This window comes from Ensifer sp. LBL (assembly GCF_050435225.1).
In the GTDB taxonomy this organism is placed as follows: domain Bacteria; phylum Pseudomonadota; class Alphaproteobacteria; order Rhizobiales; family Rhizobiaceae; genus Ensifer.
On the sequence record NZ_JBNDJY010000003.1, the window covers coordinates 114,951 to 130,655 of the forward strand.

General features: G+C 62.1%; 17 protein-coding genes. 7 read left to right on the forward strand and 10 right to left on the reverse strand.

All coding sequences use genetic code 11. From position 1 onward, the window contains the following. Window positions 1–68: 68 nt before the first annotated feature. Both OKW20_RS12235 and OKW20_RS12240 read right to left on the reverse strand, forming a co-directional pair. Window positions 69–1,400: a DUF6161 domain-containing protein gene (locus OKW20_RS12235; protein WP_429172503.1), complete on the reverse strand. Its 1,332-nt coding sequence runs from the start codon at window positions 1,398–1,400 to the stop codon at window positions 69–71. 372 nt (window positions 1,401–1,772) lie between these two features. Beyond that, window positions 1,773–2,429: a GntR family transcriptional regulator gene (locus OKW20_RS12240; protein ID WP_429172505.1), complete on the reverse strand. Its 657-nt coding sequence runs from the start codon at window positions 2,427–2,429 to the stop codon at window positions 1,773–1,775. 274 nt (window positions 2,430–2,703) lie between these two features. Here OKW20_RS12240 and OKW20_RS12245 point away from each other — a divergent pair, with 274 nt between their 5' ends. The 5 genes from OKW20_RS12245 (at window position 2,704) to OKW20_RS12265 (ending at window position 7,334) form a co-directional block, all read left to right on the forward strand. After that, complete coding sequence (locus OKW20_RS12245; protein ID WP_429172508.1) at window positions 2,704–4,158, forward strand: M20 family metallopeptidase; 1,455 nt, start codon at window positions 2,704–2,706, stop codon at window positions 4,156–4,158. A 33-nt stretch (window positions 4,159–4,191) separates the two neighbouring features. After that, window positions 4,192–4,911, forward strand: coding sequence for an ABC transporter permease (locus OKW20_RS12250; RefSeq protein ID WP_429172510.1), 720 nt, complete (start codon window positions 4,192–4,194; stop codon window positions 4,909–4,911). Next, complete coding sequence (locus OKW20_RS12255) at window positions 4,911–5,633, forward strand: ABC transporter permease (protein ID WP_429172513.1); 723 nt, start codon at window positions 4,911–4,913, stop codon at window positions 5,631–5,633. Before OKW20_RS12250 ends, OKW20_RS12255 begins: the two co-directional genes overlap by 1 nt. 2 nt (window positions 5,634–5,635) lie before the next feature. Next, window positions 5,636–6,412: an ABC transporter ATP-binding protein gene (locus tag OKW20_RS12260; protein ID WP_429173429.1), complete on the forward strand. Its 777-nt coding sequence runs from the start codon at window positions 5,636–5,638 to the stop codon at window positions 6,410–6,412. Window positions 6,413–6,476: 64 nt separating this feature from the next. Further along, complete coding sequence (locus OKW20_RS12265) at window positions 6,477–7,334, forward strand: transporter substrate-binding domain-containing protein (RefSeq protein ID WP_429172515.1); 858 nt, start codon at window positions 6,477–6,479, stop codon at window positions 7,332–7,334. A gap of 336 nt (window positions 7,335–7,670) precedes the next feature. Here the strand turns inward: OKW20_RS12265 and acpP are convergent, their stop codons facing one another. Beyond that, window positions 7,671–7,925, reverse strand: coding sequence for an acyl carrier protein (gene acpP, locus OKW20_RS12270; RefSeq protein ID WP_043619769.1), 255 nt, complete (start codon window positions 7,923–7,925; stop codon window positions 7,671–7,673). A gap of 242 nt (window positions 7,926–8,167) precedes the next feature. Between acpP and OKW20_RS12275 the strand changes: the two genes are divergently transcribed. Then, entirely contained in the window at window positions 8,168–8,608 is a 441-nt protein-coding gene (locus tag OKW20_RS12275) for a thioesterase family protein (RefSeq protein ID WP_043619773.1), read from the forward strand. A gap of 71 nt (window positions 8,609–8,679) precedes the next feature. Here the strand turns inward: OKW20_RS12275 and OKW20_RS12280 are convergent, their stop codons facing one another. Next, window positions 8,680–8,997 carry a hypothetical protein gene (locus OKW20_RS12280; protein ID WP_034788160.1) on the reverse strand — a complete coding sequence of 106 codons (318 nt, stop codon included), beginning with the start codon at window positions 8,995–8,997 and terminating at the stop codon, window positions 8,680–8,682. A gap of 378 nt (window positions 8,998–9,375) precedes the next feature. Here OKW20_RS12280 and OKW20_RS12285 point away from each other — a divergent pair, with 378 nt between their 5' ends. Continuing rightward, the gene (locus tag OKW20_RS12285) at window positions 9,376–9,762 is read left to right on the forward strand and encodes a hypothetical protein (RefSeq protein WP_429172517.1); all 387 of its coding nucleotides are present in this window, start codon (window positions 9,376–9,378) and stop codon (window positions 9,760–9,762) included. A 111-nt stretch (window positions 9,763–9,873) separates the two neighbouring features. On the opposite strand, the gene OKW20_RS12290 is transcribed toward OKW20_RS12285, so the two are convergent. The 6 genes from OKW20_RS12290 to OKW20_RS12315 all read right to left on the reverse strand — a co-directional run bounded on the left by OKW20_RS12290 (window position 9,874) and on the right by OKW20_RS12315 (window position 15,686). Further along, the gene (locus OKW20_RS12290) at window positions 9,874–11,946 is read right to left on the reverse strand and encodes an ASKHA domain-containing protein (protein ID WP_429172520.1); all 2,073 of its coding nucleotides are present in this window, start codon (window positions 11,944–11,946) and stop codon (window positions 9,874–9,876) included. 189 nt (window positions 11,947–12,135) lie between these two features. Next, window positions 12,136–12,474, reverse strand: coding sequence for a hypothetical protein (locus OKW20_RS12295; RefSeq protein ID WP_043619775.1), 339 nt, complete (start codon window positions 12,472–12,474; stop codon window positions 12,136–12,138). A 165-nt stretch (window positions 12,475–12,639) separates the two neighbouring features. Beyond that, the gene (locus OKW20_RS12300; protein ID WP_192446417.1) at window positions 12,640–13,605 is read right to left on the reverse strand and encodes a methyltetrahydrofolate cobalamin methyltransferase; all 966 of its coding nucleotides are present in this window, start codon (window positions 13,603–13,605) and stop codon (window positions 12,640–12,642) included. Between the two features lie 95 nt (window positions 13,606–13,700). Further along, window positions 13,701–14,792 carry a methylenetetrahydrofolate reductase gene (locus OKW20_RS12305; RefSeq protein WP_043623773.1) on the reverse strand — a complete coding sequence of 364 codons (1,092 nt, stop codon included), beginning with the start codon at window positions 14,790–14,792 and terminating at the stop codon, window positions 13,701–13,703. Next, window positions 14,789–15,391 carry a methylenetetrahydrofolate reductase C-terminal domain-containing protein gene (locus OKW20_RS12310; protein WP_043623771.1) on the reverse strand — a complete coding sequence of 201 codons (603 nt, stop codon included), beginning with the start codon at window positions 15,389–15,391 and terminating at the stop codon, window positions 14,789–14,791. The genes OKW20_RS12305 and OKW20_RS12310 overlap by 4 nt, the downstream gene beginning before the upstream one ends. Continuing rightward, window positions 15,384–15,686, reverse strand: coding sequence for a virulence factor (locus tag OKW20_RS12315; RefSeq protein ID WP_113539304.1), 303 nt, complete (start codon window positions 15,684–15,686; stop codon window positions 15,384–15,386). The genes OKW20_RS12310 and OKW20_RS12315 overlap by 8 nt, the downstream gene beginning before the upstream one ends. Between the last annotated feature and the right edge of the window lie 19 nt (window positions 15,687–15,705).

A 15,705-nucleotide genomic window follows, 5' to 3' on the forward strand; every position in this document is an offset into this window, starting at 1 on the left:
TGCTCCGCGTCCGCGAAAGGCTTCTCGACTACCTATCGGACGACGGGTGCCGCGTATCCGCGCTCCATTTACTTGCCAGCCTGTCCAACCGTTTGTCCGTAACGCATGATGTCCGGCAAACTAGGAGGGTCAATGGTCTCCGGTCCATGACCAGGCATACGGCGGAACATCGCTTCCAAAAGCGCGCCTCGGTCTTCCACTTTGGCGACTTCTTGCTTAACCAAAAAAAGATAAGTGTTCAGAATTGCTACTCGATGGTTTGCGTCGTCCATTACAAGCATAGAGCGCATATTGTAGCGAACCAGTAGCTTAACCGCCCAAATGAAGAATGCTATTGGTACAGTCAAAAGAAAAATTCGTCCAATGGCGGCTCCTACGGGAGCGACACCCGCCGAACCCTTCGTTGCAGCTTCGATGTTCGCTTCGATTTGTTGAATATAGGCCAGAAGGTCGGTCTTGAACAATGTGATCGCAAGGATTGGAAGAGCGGCCAGCAGTAATACGAGGCCGCCGAGCGACCAATAGTAGTGCTTGGCGGCCTTATGACCCTCGTTTCGCCATAGTTTATCGGTCTCTTTGAGACGCATCTGCTCCATCATGGCGTCGTGGGCGTTTTGGGCTTTTGCATCGTTTTCGATAATTGTCTGCTGCGTTTGTTCAATGCTGTTAGCAAAATGAGATTGCGCTGCCTCGATCTCATTCTGAATTCCCGTAAGCTTATCTACCATTTCGGCAATGCGGCCACTTACAGCGTTAACTTCCAACTTCTGCGTCGCGATTTCCGTCCTGATTCCTGTTAGGTATCTTTCGGCTGCTGAATACTCCGCTGCCTCTTGCGCGCGCGCTTCCTCCTGGGCTTTGAACAGTTCGCGTTTTGCGCGCATGGCGAAATAGACTTGGCCAAAGTAGCTCGCATCACTAATCTGAACAGGCGGGCCGCTCCAACTCGTTCGCTCTTGGTACTCTTGTATGTAGAATGCCACGCATTCCGCGTAAAAACGCGGCCGGACCCTGTTTACCGGAGTGTTGCCGATGAGCTTCCGAAGAACTTCTTCCACCTCCGAACGCATCAATACGGGAATGCCACTTTCAACGATGAAAGTCCGTTTGTTTTCCTGATCCTCATAACTGAACGGCTTGGCCTGTTCGGCGAGTGGACGGACGTACCCATCTCTGAACGCTATTAGAGTTCCGGACGTCCCAGTCTCGTCGTTGTCGAAGGCGCCGAGGGCGGAGATTTGCTGACACAGCTCTATGTGCAGGTCGAGTTGCTCGCTGGCAATATTTTTCGCGGCCGCTTCTGCATGTTCGCTGCTGAACACGAATTGGTTGAGCCTCAGAACGGACGAGATGGCACGCATCTGCTCCGTCGTGATCCGAGAAACCTCTTCCTGCGTCAATCTGGTCGCCTCCCTGTCTGTGCATACTCTGTTCGTATCGTAGGTTTGCCTCTCAATCGGATACCAATCCCTCGACGGTTGAATCAAGTAGCGCCGCAACTTGAATTTTGCGCCTTCGGATCGGTGTCGCTCGATTAAAGCAATCGTTAAGAGCAAGCCTCAATTCACCATGGCGACCGCCGTGCGCCCCACGCGACGATACCGAACCATGCCCTTGAAGATTTGCGGTTCACCATCGAGGCTTGGCGGCTACTCAGCCGCCTCCTTTCTAAGCTCGACAAATTCTCCGTCTCGAACGGGCTTTCAGTCCTGAGGGAGGCTCCGATTAGTCTTCGGGAACGTCTGGTCGGCGAAGTGCCGGAGGTCAATCGATCATGCCTTCACCGGCGCCTGGCGGATATGGATCTCGATCAGCCGTTTCAGTTCGGGCAGGTCCCGGGCTTCCAGCGCGTCGACCATCAAGTGGTGCTCGCGGGCCGATTGCTCGATGCGGGCGCGGGTGCGCCATTGCGACACCGGGGCCGATACGGTGCGCTGGCGGATTTCGGCGACGACGTCGACGAGTTCGGAATTGCCGGCGAGCGTGAGAAGCGCGCGGTGGAAGGCGAGGTTGGCGTCGTAGTGTTCCATGATGGAGCCGCGAAACGACATCTCGTCGAACTGCCGGGCGAGTTGCCGCAATTCGGCGATGGTGGCGGGCGTTGCATTGGCGACCATGCGGTCGGCGACCCCGGTTTCGAGAATCACGCGGATGTCGCTGATTTCCTGCGTGCGCTGGTCGTCGAGTTCGTAGACCTGGTAGCCGCGGTTGGGGTTGTGCTGCACCAGCCGGCGCTGCGACAGCCGGTCGAGCGCCCGGCGCACCTCCGGCCGCGTGCAGTCGTAGCGGCGCTCCAGGTCGATCTGCTTCAGCCAGGCGCCGGCCGGAAGGGTTCCTGTCAGAATGTCGTGCAGCAGGAGGTCGGTAACGTCCCTCTTGTCCTCGGGCTTCTCCTCGCGCGCCAGCATTTCCGTCAGATCGTCGCTCATACCTGCCTTACACTCTCTTTTCCGCCTGTCGCCGGCTTCCGGCGCATGGTTCTGGTGCATGTCCCAGGCTGCCTGCTGCGGCGGAATTGGCTCCATTTTTGGAGAAACTATGATGCCGTCCCGAACAATTCAATGCGCGAGAGCGGCGTTGCGGGCCTGGCTCTCGCCGTTGTGCACATTGCGCGAAATGTTTCAGGACCCTCTTGTGTATCCAAAAATGTTATCATAAATTGGCGCCAATTCTGGTTACTATTGTTGCGGAAGTCAAGAAACGATGAAAAATGCCTGTGACGTCTGGGACCTGCTCGAAGCCAAGCGCGACCGGTTTTTCGTGCTCAGCGACCGGGTCTGGGATACGCCGGAGACCAATTACGAGGAGTTTTCCTCGTCGGCCGAACACGCCGCGTTGCTGGAGGCCGAAGGTTTCCGCGTGTCGCGCGGCATCGCCGGCATGCCGACGGCTGTCATGGGCGAGGCGGGCGAGGGTGGACCTGTTATCGCCATCCTCGGCGAGTTCGATGCGCTGCCGGGACTCAGCCAGGAAGCAGGCATTGCCGAAGAGCGGCCTCTGGTCGACGGCGGTAACGGTCATGGCTGCGGCCACAACCTGCTTGGCGCCGGCGCGATGATGGCGGCGACCGCCGTCAAGGATTATCTCGCCGCCGAAGGCATCAAGGGGCGGGTGCGCTATTACGGCTGTCCGGCGGAAGAGGGCGGCTCGTCCAAGGGCTTCATGGTGCGCGCCGGCGTGTTCGACGATGTCGATATCGCGATCTCCTGGCATCCGGCACCCTTTGCCGGCGTCAACAATCCGATCTCGCTTGCCTGTAACGAGCTCGACTTCCGCTTCAGCGGCCGGGCGTCGCATGCATCGGCGGCCCCCCATCTTGGCCGCAGCGCGCTCGATGCGCTTGAACTGATGAATGTCGGCGTCAACTATCTGCGCGAACACATGCCATCGTCGGCGCGCATCCACTATGCGGTAACCGATACGGGCGGCAACGCGCCGAACGTGGTGCAGGCCCGCGCCAAGGCGCGCTATCTCGTGCGCGCCCGCAGCTTGCCGGAACTGCTCGATCTCGTGGAACGCGTCCGCAGCGTCGCCAAGGGCGCGGCGATGATGACCGGCACGACCGTCACGGACGAGATCGTCAGCGGCGACGCCAACCTCGTCGGCAACACGCCGCTCGAATCGCTGATGCATCGCCAGCTCGAGCATCTGGGACCGCCTCAGTTCGACGAGGATGACCGGCGGATGGCGGCCAAGTTCCAGGAGACCTTTACCGGCGAGGATATCGCCTCTGCCTTCGAGCGTTTCGGGCTCAAGCTGCGCCGGGGCGTTGCCCTTTGCGATACGATCTTTCCGCCGGAAAACGGCGCCGGCACGCTCGTCGGCTCCACCGATGTCGGAACCGTCAGCTGGGTGGTGCCGACCGTGCAGATGCGCGGCGCGACCTATGCCATCGGTACGCCGGGCCATTCCTGGCAGCTGGTTGCGCAAGGCAAATTGCCGGCGGCGCACAAGGGCATGGAACACGCGGCCAAGGTGATGGCGAGCACCGCGGTCGAACTGATCCTCGATCCCACGCTCATTGCCGCTGCCAAGGCCGACCATGCGGCACGGCTCGAGGGCACGCCCTTCGTCAATCCCATTCCTGACGATGTCGATCCGCCGATCCCCGGGGTCGGCGACGTGAAACTGCCGATCCCCGGGGTGAGCCATGGTTAAGTCATCGATCGATAAGCGAAGGGAGGCGCTGCGATGACTGAGCCCGGTTTCCTTGACATTATCAGCGTCGGGCCGGACGGCTGGGGGCCGGCGCTTGCCGCTGGCGCCTGGATGACGATCCTGATCGCCGTCGCCGGCTTTGCGATCGGCGGCTTCATCGGCACCTTCGGCGCCTGGGCGAAGATCTCCGGCGGGCCGGTCGTCCGTGGCTGCGCCGAGGCCTACACGACTGTCCTTCGCGGCATTCCCGACCTCCTGGTTATCTATCTCTTCTATTTCGGCGGCAGCGCCGTGGTGACGGCCGTCGGCCAATTGTTCGGTGCGGAGGGTTTCGTCAGCTTTCCCGGTTTCATCGCCGGTGCCCTTGCGGTCGGCATCACCTCAGGCGCCCAGCAGACCGAGGTCTATCGCGGCGCCTTCCGCGCCGTGCATCCGGGCGAGTTGGAGGCGGCAACCGCCTGCGGCATGGGCCGGCTCCTCAAGTTCCGCCGCATCACCGCGCCATTGACGCTGCGTTATGCGCTGCCGGGCCTCGGCAACGTCTGGCAGGTGGTGTTGAAGGAATCCGCACTGGTCTCGGTCACCGGCGTCGTCGAACTCTTGCGCCAGGCGCAGATCGGCGCCGGATCGACCAGCCGGCCCTTCGACTTCTTCTTCATCGCAGCGATGATCTATCTCGCGATTTCCACCGTCTCGGGCCTCATCCTTCAGGTCACCGAGCGTCGGTTCTCGCGCGGCGTCAGGAGGGGCTGATGGATATCAAATTTGCCCTCGAAACCTTCTGGAGCCTGGCGGCAGCCCTGCCTCTGACGCTGGAGCTGGCCGCAACGTCGATCGCGCTCGGTTCGGTGCTGGCACTCGGGCTGGCGCTCGCGCGTCTGTCGGGCATCCTCGCGCTCGATCTCTTTGCCCGCATTTATGTGTTCCTGTTCCGCGGCACACCGCTGCTCGTGCAGATCTTCCTGATCTATTACGGCCTCAGCCAGTTTCCGGCGGTGCGTCACAGCATCTTCTGGCCGCTTCTGCGCGAGCCCTACTGGTGTGCGGTGCTGGCACTGATGCTGAACACGGCCGCCTATGCCAGCGAAATCATCCGCGGCGGGCTGCTCTCGGTGCCGCATGGCCAGGTCGAGGCGGCAAGGGCCTGCGGCATGGGTCGACTGATGATCTTCCGCCGCATCGTCATGCCGCAGGCGCTGCGCCAGGCACTGCCGGGCTATGGCAACGAGATGATCTCCATGGTGAAGGCGACCTCGCTCGCCTCGATCATCACGCTGATGGAAATCACCGGCGTCGCCGCCAAGCTGATTTCGGAGAGCTACCGGGTGATCGAGGTCTTCGTCGTCGCCGGTCTCATCTATCTCGCCATCAACTTCGCGCTGACCCGGCTCGTTGCGTTGGCCGAACACCGGTTCAACCCGCAACTGCGCGCGCCGCTGCCGATCGCCGCCGAACTCAAGGGAGAAACCCATTGAACATGTCCGCCGCCGTTACCACGCCGGTCGCGATCCGCGTGCACGACCTTCACAAGAGTTTCGGCCCGGTCGAGGTGCTGAAGGGCGTGTCGCTCGACGCGCGCGAGGGTGAGGTGATCTCCATCCTCGGCTCCTCCGGCTCGGGCAAGTCGACGCTGCTTCGCTGCATCAACATGCTGGAGGTGCCGAATTCCGGCACGATCGAGGTCGCCGGCGAGGCGATCCGGCTGAAGACGTCGAGCGACGGGCGCAGCCGCCCGGCCGACCAGAAGCAGGTGGACCGCATCCGCTCGGAACTCGGCATGGTGTTCCAGAGCTTCAATCTCTGGTCCCACAAGACCGTGCTCGAAAACGTCATCGAAGCGCCGGTGCATGTGCTGAAGCGCCCGCGGGCGGAAGCGATTGAGGAGGCCGAAGCCCTGCTTGCCAAGGTCGGCATTGCCGACAAGCGCAACCACTATCCCTCGCATCTCTCCGGCGGCCAGCAGCAGCGCGCCGCAATCGCCCGCGCGCTGGCCATGCGCCCGAAGGCGATGCTCTTCGACGAGCCGACCTCGGCGCTCGACCCGGAGCTCGTCGGCGAAGTGCTGCGCGTCATGCGCGGCTTGGCGGAGGAGGGGCGCACCATGCTGGTCGTCACCCACGAGATGGGCTTTGCCCGCGACGTCTCCAGCCGCGTCGTTTTCGTGCACAAGGGCACGATCGAGGAGGAGGGGCCGCCGCACGAGGTCTTCACCCATTCGAAGTCGGAGCGCTTCCGCCAGTTCATCAAGAGTTGAAGCCGGCCGTGATCGGCGGGCCGAAAAACAAAGCAACCAACATCCACAAAAGGGGAATGCTGCAATGAAAAAGACCACCGCAATCATGGCATCGGCGCTTGCCGTTGCCGCGGGGCTGATGTCCATGCCGGCGCAGGCCGAAGACAAGAAGTGGACGAAGGTGACCATCGCCACCGAAGGCGCCTTTCCGCCCTATAACCTGACCAAGGCAGACGGCACGCTCGACGGCTACGAGATCGAGCTCAGCAAGATCCTCTGCGACCACATGAAGGTCGAGTGCACCGTCATCGCGCAATCCTTCGATGGCATGATCCCGGCGCTCAACGCCGGCAAGTTCGACGCGATCATGGCCGGCATGTCGGCCACCGAGAAGCGCAAGGAAGTCATCGACTTCTCGATTTCCTATGGCAGCACCGGCCAGGCCTTCGCGACGCTGAAGGGTGGCGACCTCGAAACCCTGCCGATGAAGGGTGAACTCTTCTCGCTCGCCTCCAACGAGGCGGGCGCGCGCAAGGCGGTGGACGAGCTGAAGCCGCTGATCGAAGGCAAGACCATTGGCGTCCAGACCGCCTCGATCGCGGCGCGCTTCATCGACGAATATCTGAAGGACGTCGTCGAGGTGCGCGAGTACAAGACGACCGAGCAGCACGATCTCGATCTCGTCGCCGGCCGCGTCGATTTCGTCATGGCGTCCATGGGCTACCTGAAGACGACTGTCGAAAAGCCCGCCAACAGCGACATGGTCATCACCGGCCCCCGCTTCCAGGGCGGATTCCTCGGCGCCGGCAGCTCCGTCGGCTTGCGCAAGACCGACCCGGAACTGAAGGCGCTGTTCGACGATGCCATTGCCGCCGCCAAGGCCGACGGCACCATCAAGCGGCTGTCGGAGAAGTGGTTCGGATTCGACCTGACGCCGCAATAAGCCGGGTCGGTTCGCCCCCTCAACCGAAGCGCCGCGTGTTCTGCAAACGCGCGGCGCTTTTGGTGTTTGGAGTGTCCGGTGGTCGTGTGCTTGCGAGGCGGCTTGGCTGGGCTGATTTATTTATAGCAACGCGCAGCGCGTGCGGTCATCTTTCGGACACAATCGTTGCGTACAAGCCCATCCGTCGACGTTTGCTTATGAGCGCTGAATGTGTTCGCCGCTCGCAACTGTCGCGTCGCTTTAGACTTTTGACCACGGATGTACTGGCACTGGTGTAAGAGCGATGATGAGGAAGGTCGGTGCGGTTTCGCCCCGGCCTTTTTTATTGCCGGATGATCACTTCAGCGTTTTCGACGCCAGCACGAAGTCGACCAGGTCGCCGACTGTGATGAGCTTTTCGGCCGAGTCGTCGGTCAGGTAGATCTCGAACTCCTCCTCCACCAACATTGCCAATTGAGACACTTCGAGCGAGTCGGCGCCCAGATCGTCTTCGATCTCGGCATCGTCGGTCACTTCGGACGCCTTGACGCCGAGCAACTCGACGAGGATCGCCTTCACGCGTTCGGAAATATCGGATCGTGTGGGTGCCATGGATCTACTCCCTCCCACAAAGCATAACACAAAGGACGGTGAACGACCGTCTAGGCCTATCGGATCATTCGCCGATTTCGCCATGATCCAAATGGGTTAGGCCACTTCGGTCGGGGAGCGTACAACGAGGCCGGGCGCGACGACATTCTCGACACCTTCGTTCGCGACCTCTCGGATATATGGGGCGATCCGACGAAGAAGCGCCCCGTGTCGTGGCCGATCAAGATGCGATTGGGGCGGATATGACTGAGCTCCACCAGCCTCCGGTGCTCACCACCGGTTTGCGGCGTGCCGAAACCCTGGTGGTGGCGCCGCTGCACACGGTGCCGGAAATCGATGACACATGGCCGGGCTTTCGCGACATGCCGCCGGTGTTTGCAACGGCCATGATGGTCGCCTTCATCGAGGAGACCTGCGTGCGGGCCTTGCGCCCCTATCTCGGCCCGCACCAGCGAACCGTCGGCACATCCGTCAATGTTTCGCACGTGGCAGCCACACCGGTCGGCATGGCAGTCACGGCCGAAATCGAGCTTGTCGAGATTTCAGGACGAGTGCTGTCGTTCAAGGCAACCTGCCGCGACGAAGCCGGCCTCATCGGTGAAGGCACCCACCAGCGTACCATCATCGACTATGGCCGGTTCATGGAACGGCTAATGGAAAAGTCTGCCTCGAGCGGGCGGTGAGGAAGGCGCTGCAACCGCAGCGCCAAGTCAAATACAGCGGCAAAGCCGCTCCGGTGCCTTGCGACGATGGCCTATTTCGTCGGAGCAGGCGTCGGCCGCACCAGCGAAACGACGCGGGGCTTCGACGGCGCGTCCAGCCATTCGATCCACTTGTCGCGTTCCTCCGTCGTGTCGAAGAACCGCCAGAGCTTGTAGTCTTCTTCGGTGGTCTGCAGCATCTCGCCGATCGAGACGAGTTCCATCGGCAGTTCCACCTCGTTGCCGTCGTAGCGGATGAAGTAGATGCCTTCGGCAGCAAGCCGGATGATCTGGCCGGTGCCATAGGTGCCATCGGGATCGTCGACGGTGAAGTACATGCCGGTGAGAGTGTCGAGAATCTTGTCGTTCATAGGTTTTGGATGCCAGTTCAAGGAATAGGTTTCATCAGACCGTCGCCCGCCGTCGGAATTAAGGCAAGCTCAAATATCGAGTGTCCACGTCTGGTGAGGGCAGGGTGGCGCTAGGCCGGCCAATTGCATGCGATCCAGCCACTGCTTGTGAATTTTCTGATCGGCGATCAGGTATCCTTTGTCGCGACGTTCCGTCTACGCAACGCGCGTTCGCGTCCGATAAATTTTCTCCGTGTTCCATTAGTAACGTCTAAATTCTTCTTGCGGGTATATGTTGTAACTCATGAACAGACCAAATCTGTTCATCCGCTTTGTAGTGGCGGTCGAGGATAAGTAAAAAAAGTTGCCAACACTATTTGCGATCTAGGGAGAAAAATCATGAACAAGATTATGGTCTCTATGGTAGCTGCGTGTTCTCTTCTTGGAAGCGAAGCTTCCGCTAACTGTTCACCAGGTTTTCTGGCTGACGTTCTGTGCCAGGCGGGCGTCATCAATCAGGACACTGCAAATGGCCTCGATCAGGTTCACCAGGGTCTTGGCAATCCATTGGAGAATGCCGTTCCGAGCGTGCAGGGCGGCTTCGCGCAGCCGGCCGGCGGAGGGCAGTTTCAACCGGCGCCGATGAACAATCGCTTCCCCCAGTTGGCATGGGGCAATTATTGTGTGACGCCGTGGGGTGCGGTCTACGGTCCGCCAAACCCTATAGGCACACCGTGCACCGCCAATTTCAACGGTGTTCCGGTTCAGGGCCTGGTCGCCCGCTAACGCCAAGAGCGCGCAGCGCAGCCCCATGCAGCAACCTGCACGGGGCTGTTTCAGTTTAAGGGGGGTGTGGATCGGGAACCTTTACTCGGTGCGTGTCCCGACCTCTCGAGCCTACTCCCGGCTTCTCCGCCGCCGCCTGCCACCGCCTTCGCCATCATCAGCGCTCACCTTGCGCTCCGGCAACGTCACCACCGTCGAGAGCTTGGGGAAGTTGTCGACCTTGTTGGGCATCGCCATGGCGTTGACGAAATGCTCTTGAAACTTTGATTCAAGCGCCGTCTCTATCTTCTCGATTTTGCTGACGGTTTGCTCGATTTCGCGGCGGTGGCCGCGGTTAAGCAGCGCCATCAGTGCGCCGGTGCCGGCGGCGTTGCCGACGGCTTTCACGTCGTCGAGGTCGCAGTCCGGGATGAGGCCCAGGACCATTGCGTATTTCGGGTCGATGAACGAGCCGAAGGCGCCGGCGAAGCGGATGGTGTCGACATGGTCGACGCCCTGCTTTTCCATCAAGAGCTTGATGCCCGCATAGAGCGCTGCCTTGGCAAGCTGGATGGCGCGGATGTCGTTCTGCGTCACGGTGATGCGCGGCTCGCCGTCATGCAGCAGGTAGGAGAAGGTGCGACCGTTCGGGATGATGCGCGGGCTTTTTGCCGCCATTGCGCCATCGACGACGCCATCCTCGGAGATGATGCCGGAGAGGTACATTTCGGCGACGATCTCGATGATCGCCGAGCCGCAGATGCCGGTGACGCCGACAGAGGCTGCAGCCTCGGCAAAGCCTTCCTCGTCCGACCACTTTTCGACGCCGATCACGCGGAAGCGTGGCTCCAGCGTTGCCGGGTCGATGCGCACGCGCTCGATCGCCCCCGGTGCCGCCCGCTGGCCAGACGAGATTTCCGCACCTTCGAAGGCAGGTCCCGTGGGCGAGGAGGCGGCGACGACGCGGTCTTTGTTGCCGAGCACGATTTCGGCATTGGTGCCGACATCGACGAGCAGCATCATCTTGTCCTGGCGATAGGGGCCTTCAGACAAGGTCGCGCCCGCGGCATCGGCGCCGACATGGCCGGCGATGCAGGGCAGCATGTAGAGACGCGCGCCGCGGTTGACGTCGATATCGATCTCATGCGCCCAGTATTGCAGCGCGCCGGACACGGCGAGCGCGAACGGCGCCTGGCCGAGTTCCGTCGGGTCGATGCCGAGGAACAGGTGGTGCATGATCGGGTTGGCGACAAAAACCATGTCGAGAATGTCGTGGCGGTCGACTTCGCCCTGGGCGCAGACCTTGCCGATCAGGCCGTTGATTGCCTCGCGAACCGCCTTGGTCATCGCCTCCCGCCCATCCGGGTTCATCATCACATAGGAGACGCGGCTCATCAGGTCTTCGCCGAAGCGGATCTGCGGGTTGGACGTGCCCGAGGAGGCGACGATGCGTCCCGACAGCAGCGACACCAGATGCATGGCGATCGTCGTCGAGCCGATGTCGCAGGCAACGCCGTAGGCCTCGTTCTTCAGGCCGGGCCACAGGCCGACGATGAAGGGGCGCGAGCTATCCATGTCGCGGTGGATGGCGGCGGTCACCGCCCAGTTGCCCTTGCGCAGGATGCCCTGCACCTGCGGGATCAGGTGCGGCGCGATCAAGAGATCCTTCCAGCCCCAGTCCTTCTCCAGCATGACCTTCAGGCGGTCGAGATCGCCGAGCGGCTTGTGCATGTCGGGCTCATCGACCTCGACATAGCAGAGCTGGACGGCGGCGTTGCGCTCGATCACCCGGTCGGTCGCGGCCTTGCGCACCACCTGGGCGTTGATGACCGTATCCTGCGGCACGTCGATGACGAGATCGCCAAGGATCTGGGCGGAACAGGACAGGCGCCGCCCATCCGGCAGGCCGCGGATCTTCTCGTAACGCTCTTCCTTGGCGCCTTTTTCCGAGATGTGCTCCAGCGAAGAGACGATCTTGTGCTTGGCGAAGTTGCCTTCCTGCACCTCGATCTGACAGCGCCCGCAGGTGGCGCGGCCGCCGCACACGCTCTCGACATAGACGCCGAGCTTGCGCGCCGCATCGAGAACCGGTGTGCCCACCGGGAAGCGGCCGCGCTTGCCCGAGGGCATGAACAGCACCAGAGGTTCCTTTTGCGCGGCTTCGCTCATGTTGGTCTCGATCTCGGAAGTGCCTTCGATGCGCATGCTCTCAAGTCTTTCATCAGGTCCGCTCTCTCTGGGGTGAAGCACCGCTTTGGTGTTTCAGCCCGCGAGCGAAGCACGGGTAAACGGTTTCAGACTGCACCGGAACCCGGCCCGATAGTTGTCCAATCCCGACATGGAGCGATCTCAAAGCATCATTTCGGGAGGCTGTTGCGATGACGGGGAAATTGCTTACGGCTTCTTGCGCTGCAGACGCCGAGCGTTGCTGCGCACCCGCTTGCCATAGGGCCTCAGGGCCGCCGAAGCAATCGCCGTTCCATGGCCCGATGCCGTGGCGCCGGTCATCATCCGTATCGTGTTGTCGAAGGCGGCTTTCCAGAGCGCGACATTGACGGCAACGACGCTTTCGGCGGTCGCCGCGATCTTCTCGGAGATCATGCGCTGAAGCTCGGTCACATCCTGTGACTTACCCGTCAGCGCCGCCATCTGCATTTCCTGCAGTCGGACGGCGATCACGAAGGGCGCTTCAAACCAGAGGCTGGCGGCATCGAGGCGAAGGCTGCGTGTCATGATGATCTCCACGTTTGCGTTGCCGGATGAATTCTCGAAATCTGTCGGTAGCGTTGCTGAAGGCTGGCTTATCAACGGCTAAAGGGAGAAGGACGGCAATGAGGCATCGCTGCCTTTCAACGTCGTTCTCCCTTCCTTGGTTCAGCTCGATGCTGAAAAAAGAACCTATTCGCTTGCGGCAGCGCCACCCGTGCGGGCCGCGCGACCGCCGCGGCGTCCACCGCCGCTGGCGGCCGCCGGCGCGGCAGCAACCACATGGCCGCCCTCGGCCGGCTTGTGGTCGCGGTAGGTCTTGATCCAGTGGGTGCAGTTCGGGTCGGTGCCGTTCAAGACGTTCGCCGCACGCACGGCTTCCATCTCCTGCGGGCGGCAGGGGTTCATGATCGCCGACGTCATGCCGGCGCCGATGACCATGGGGATGAAGCCGGCATTGATGCCGTGGCGGTGCGGCAGGCCGAAGGAAATGTTGGAGAGGCCGCAGGTGGTGTTGACCTTCAGCTCTTCGCGCAGACGCCTGAGCAGCGCGAAGACCTGCTGGCCGGCCGTGCCCATGGCGCCGATCGGCATGACCAGCGGGTCGACGACGATGTCGTGCGGCTTGATGCCGAAGTCGGCGGCGCGCTCGACGATCTTCTTGGCAACGGCAAAGCGCACGTCCGGATCCTCGGAAATGCCGGTTTCGTCGTTGGAGATGGCAACGACCGGCACGTCGTATTTCTTGCAGAGCGGCAGGATCGCTTCGAGCTTCTCTTCCTCGCCGGTGACGGAGTTGACGAGCGGGCGGCCCTTGGCGACGCGCAGCGCCGCCTCGATCGCGGCGGTCACCGAACTGTCGATCGACAGCGGCACGTCGACGAGGCCCTGGACGATTTCGAGCGTCTTGACGAGCAGCGGCGGCTCGGTCTCGTTCGGGTTGACGGCGGTGACCCCTGCGTTGACGTCGAGCATGGTCGCGCCCGCTGCAACCTGCTCCAGCGCGTCCTTGATAACGGTGTCGAAGTTGCCCTCGATCATCTCGGCGGCGAGCTTCTTGCGGCCGGTCGGGTTGATGCGTTCGCCGATGACGCAGAAGGGCTGGTCAAAGCCGATGATGATCTCGCGGGTGGCGGAGGCGACGATTGTGCGGGTCATTAAGGGTCCTTTGTCCTGGCGGTGGGCTATGTAATCACGCCCTGGAGATCGATGATAGGCGTCGGAGACCGGCGCCGGTTTTGTCTGCTGTCTCTTCAGTGCGGGTGGTGGGCTGCCGCCTCGGCCATCTGCTGCTGGTTTTCTTCCTTGCCTTCGCGGATCTGCTCCAGACGTTCGGCAACGAGCTGATCGGCCGGCAGCGTCTCGCGTTTCCAGGGCTGGCGGCCCTTCAGGACGCCCGATTCATGCACGATTTCTGCGACATATTCTTCCTGGCGGTAGGCCATCACGTGGATGCCGGAGACGCCTTCGATCTCCTTGACCTCGTTGATGATGTCGATGCAGAGCTGCTTGCCTTCCTTCTTCTGGTCCTGCGCGCCTTCGAGACGGGTAATCACGCTGTCGGGAATATGGATGCCCGGCACGTTGGAGCGGATCCAGCGGGCGGTCTTGGCCGACGCCATCGGCCCGACGCCGACGAGGATGTAGCATTTCTCGTGCAGGCCGAGATCGCGCACCTTCTTCATGTATTCGCGGAACATCGGCACGTCGAAGCAGTACTGGCTCTGCACGAATTGCGCGCCGGCCTCGATCTTCTTGGCGAGACGATAGGGGCGGAAATCATAAGGAGGCGCGAAGGGGTTGATGGCGGCGCCCAGAAACACCTGCGGCGGGGTCGTCAGCTTGCGGCCTGAGAGGAACTTCGAATTGTCGCGCATGATGCGCACGGTTTCGAGCAGCGACATGCAGTCGAGGTCGAAGACGGGCTTGGCGCCCGGTTGGTCGCCGGCCTGCACGCCGTCGCCCGTCAGGCACATGATGTTCTGCACGCCCATGGCAGAGGCGCCGAGCACGTCGCCCTGGATGGCGATGCGGTTCTTGTCGCGGCAGGCGATCTGCATGATCGGCGCATAACCCATGCGCGTTAGCAGCGCGCAGATGCCGACCGAGGACATGTGGCAGTTCGCGCCTGACGCGTCGACCGCGTTGATGCCGTCGACCCAGCCGTCGAAGATCGCGGCGCGCTCGTAGACGTCCTGAGGATTGGCGCTGTCGGGCGGGTTGAGCTCGGCGGTGACGGCGAACTCGCCGCGACGCAAGACCCGTTCAAGCCGGCCGCGGGAGGAATGACCGGGCAGCGGATCGAGCGGCGCGCCGGGATCGTGCGGGTTGTAGTCGGGGCTCATGCCTGGCCTTCCTTGGATGCCGCATCGCGGCGCGCTGCTGCTTCCGCCGTCACGCGCAGCCAGGACGAGGTTTCGCGCAGCGACTGGTTGACCGGCTTCTGCACGTTCATGATGGCGTTGCCCTTCTCCATGTTCTGCGAACCCTTCCAGGCTTGCACCCAGACGCAGGGCATGTCCGGCTCGACCTCGCAATTGCCGTTGGCGCGCACGCCGCCGCAGGGGCCGTTGCGCAGCTGCTTCGGACAGTTCATCGGGCACGACATGCCCGTCGACGACAGCGCGCACTGGCCGCACATGCGACAGTCGAAGAGGAAGCCTTTGACGTGGCGCTCGACGAAGGTGACCGGCCGCTCGACGCGGCCGTAGCCGATGGCGTTCCAGAGCGGATGAAGCAGCAGGAACAGGTCGGCGAAGCGGTGGTAGAACCATTCGAGAAAGCGAGAGTTGCGCACCGCCCAGAGGCGCACCGTGTATTTATGGCGCGAGCGGCGGCTCGGCGACACGCCCGACGGCGTAAACGCGCCGGTGGCGGCTTTTGCCGCAGGTGCGGCATTGCCCTTCATGATCTTCGGTCCGCCCTCGGGTTTGGCGTCAGCCATTGTCGCGGCCTCCGGCCTTGACGAGCGCCACCAGACGTTCGCGGTCATAGGCGGCTTCGAGCTCGGCGGCGGCGCTATCGGCTTCCGTTTCCAGATCGTCGGAGACCGGCACCGGATCGGCCTTGCGCCATTCGGCGAGGTAGTCGTCGGTTTCGGCCGCACCGGTGCGCATCGCGCACATGTCGATCGCCTCGGTGAAGCGCAGCGACAGTTCACGCTTCGCCGTCGTGCGGCCCTTCTTGATGATGACCTGGGCCGGAATGTCGCGCCAGTAGACGATAATGCGATCTGCCATCGGGTGTTGTTCTCCTCCC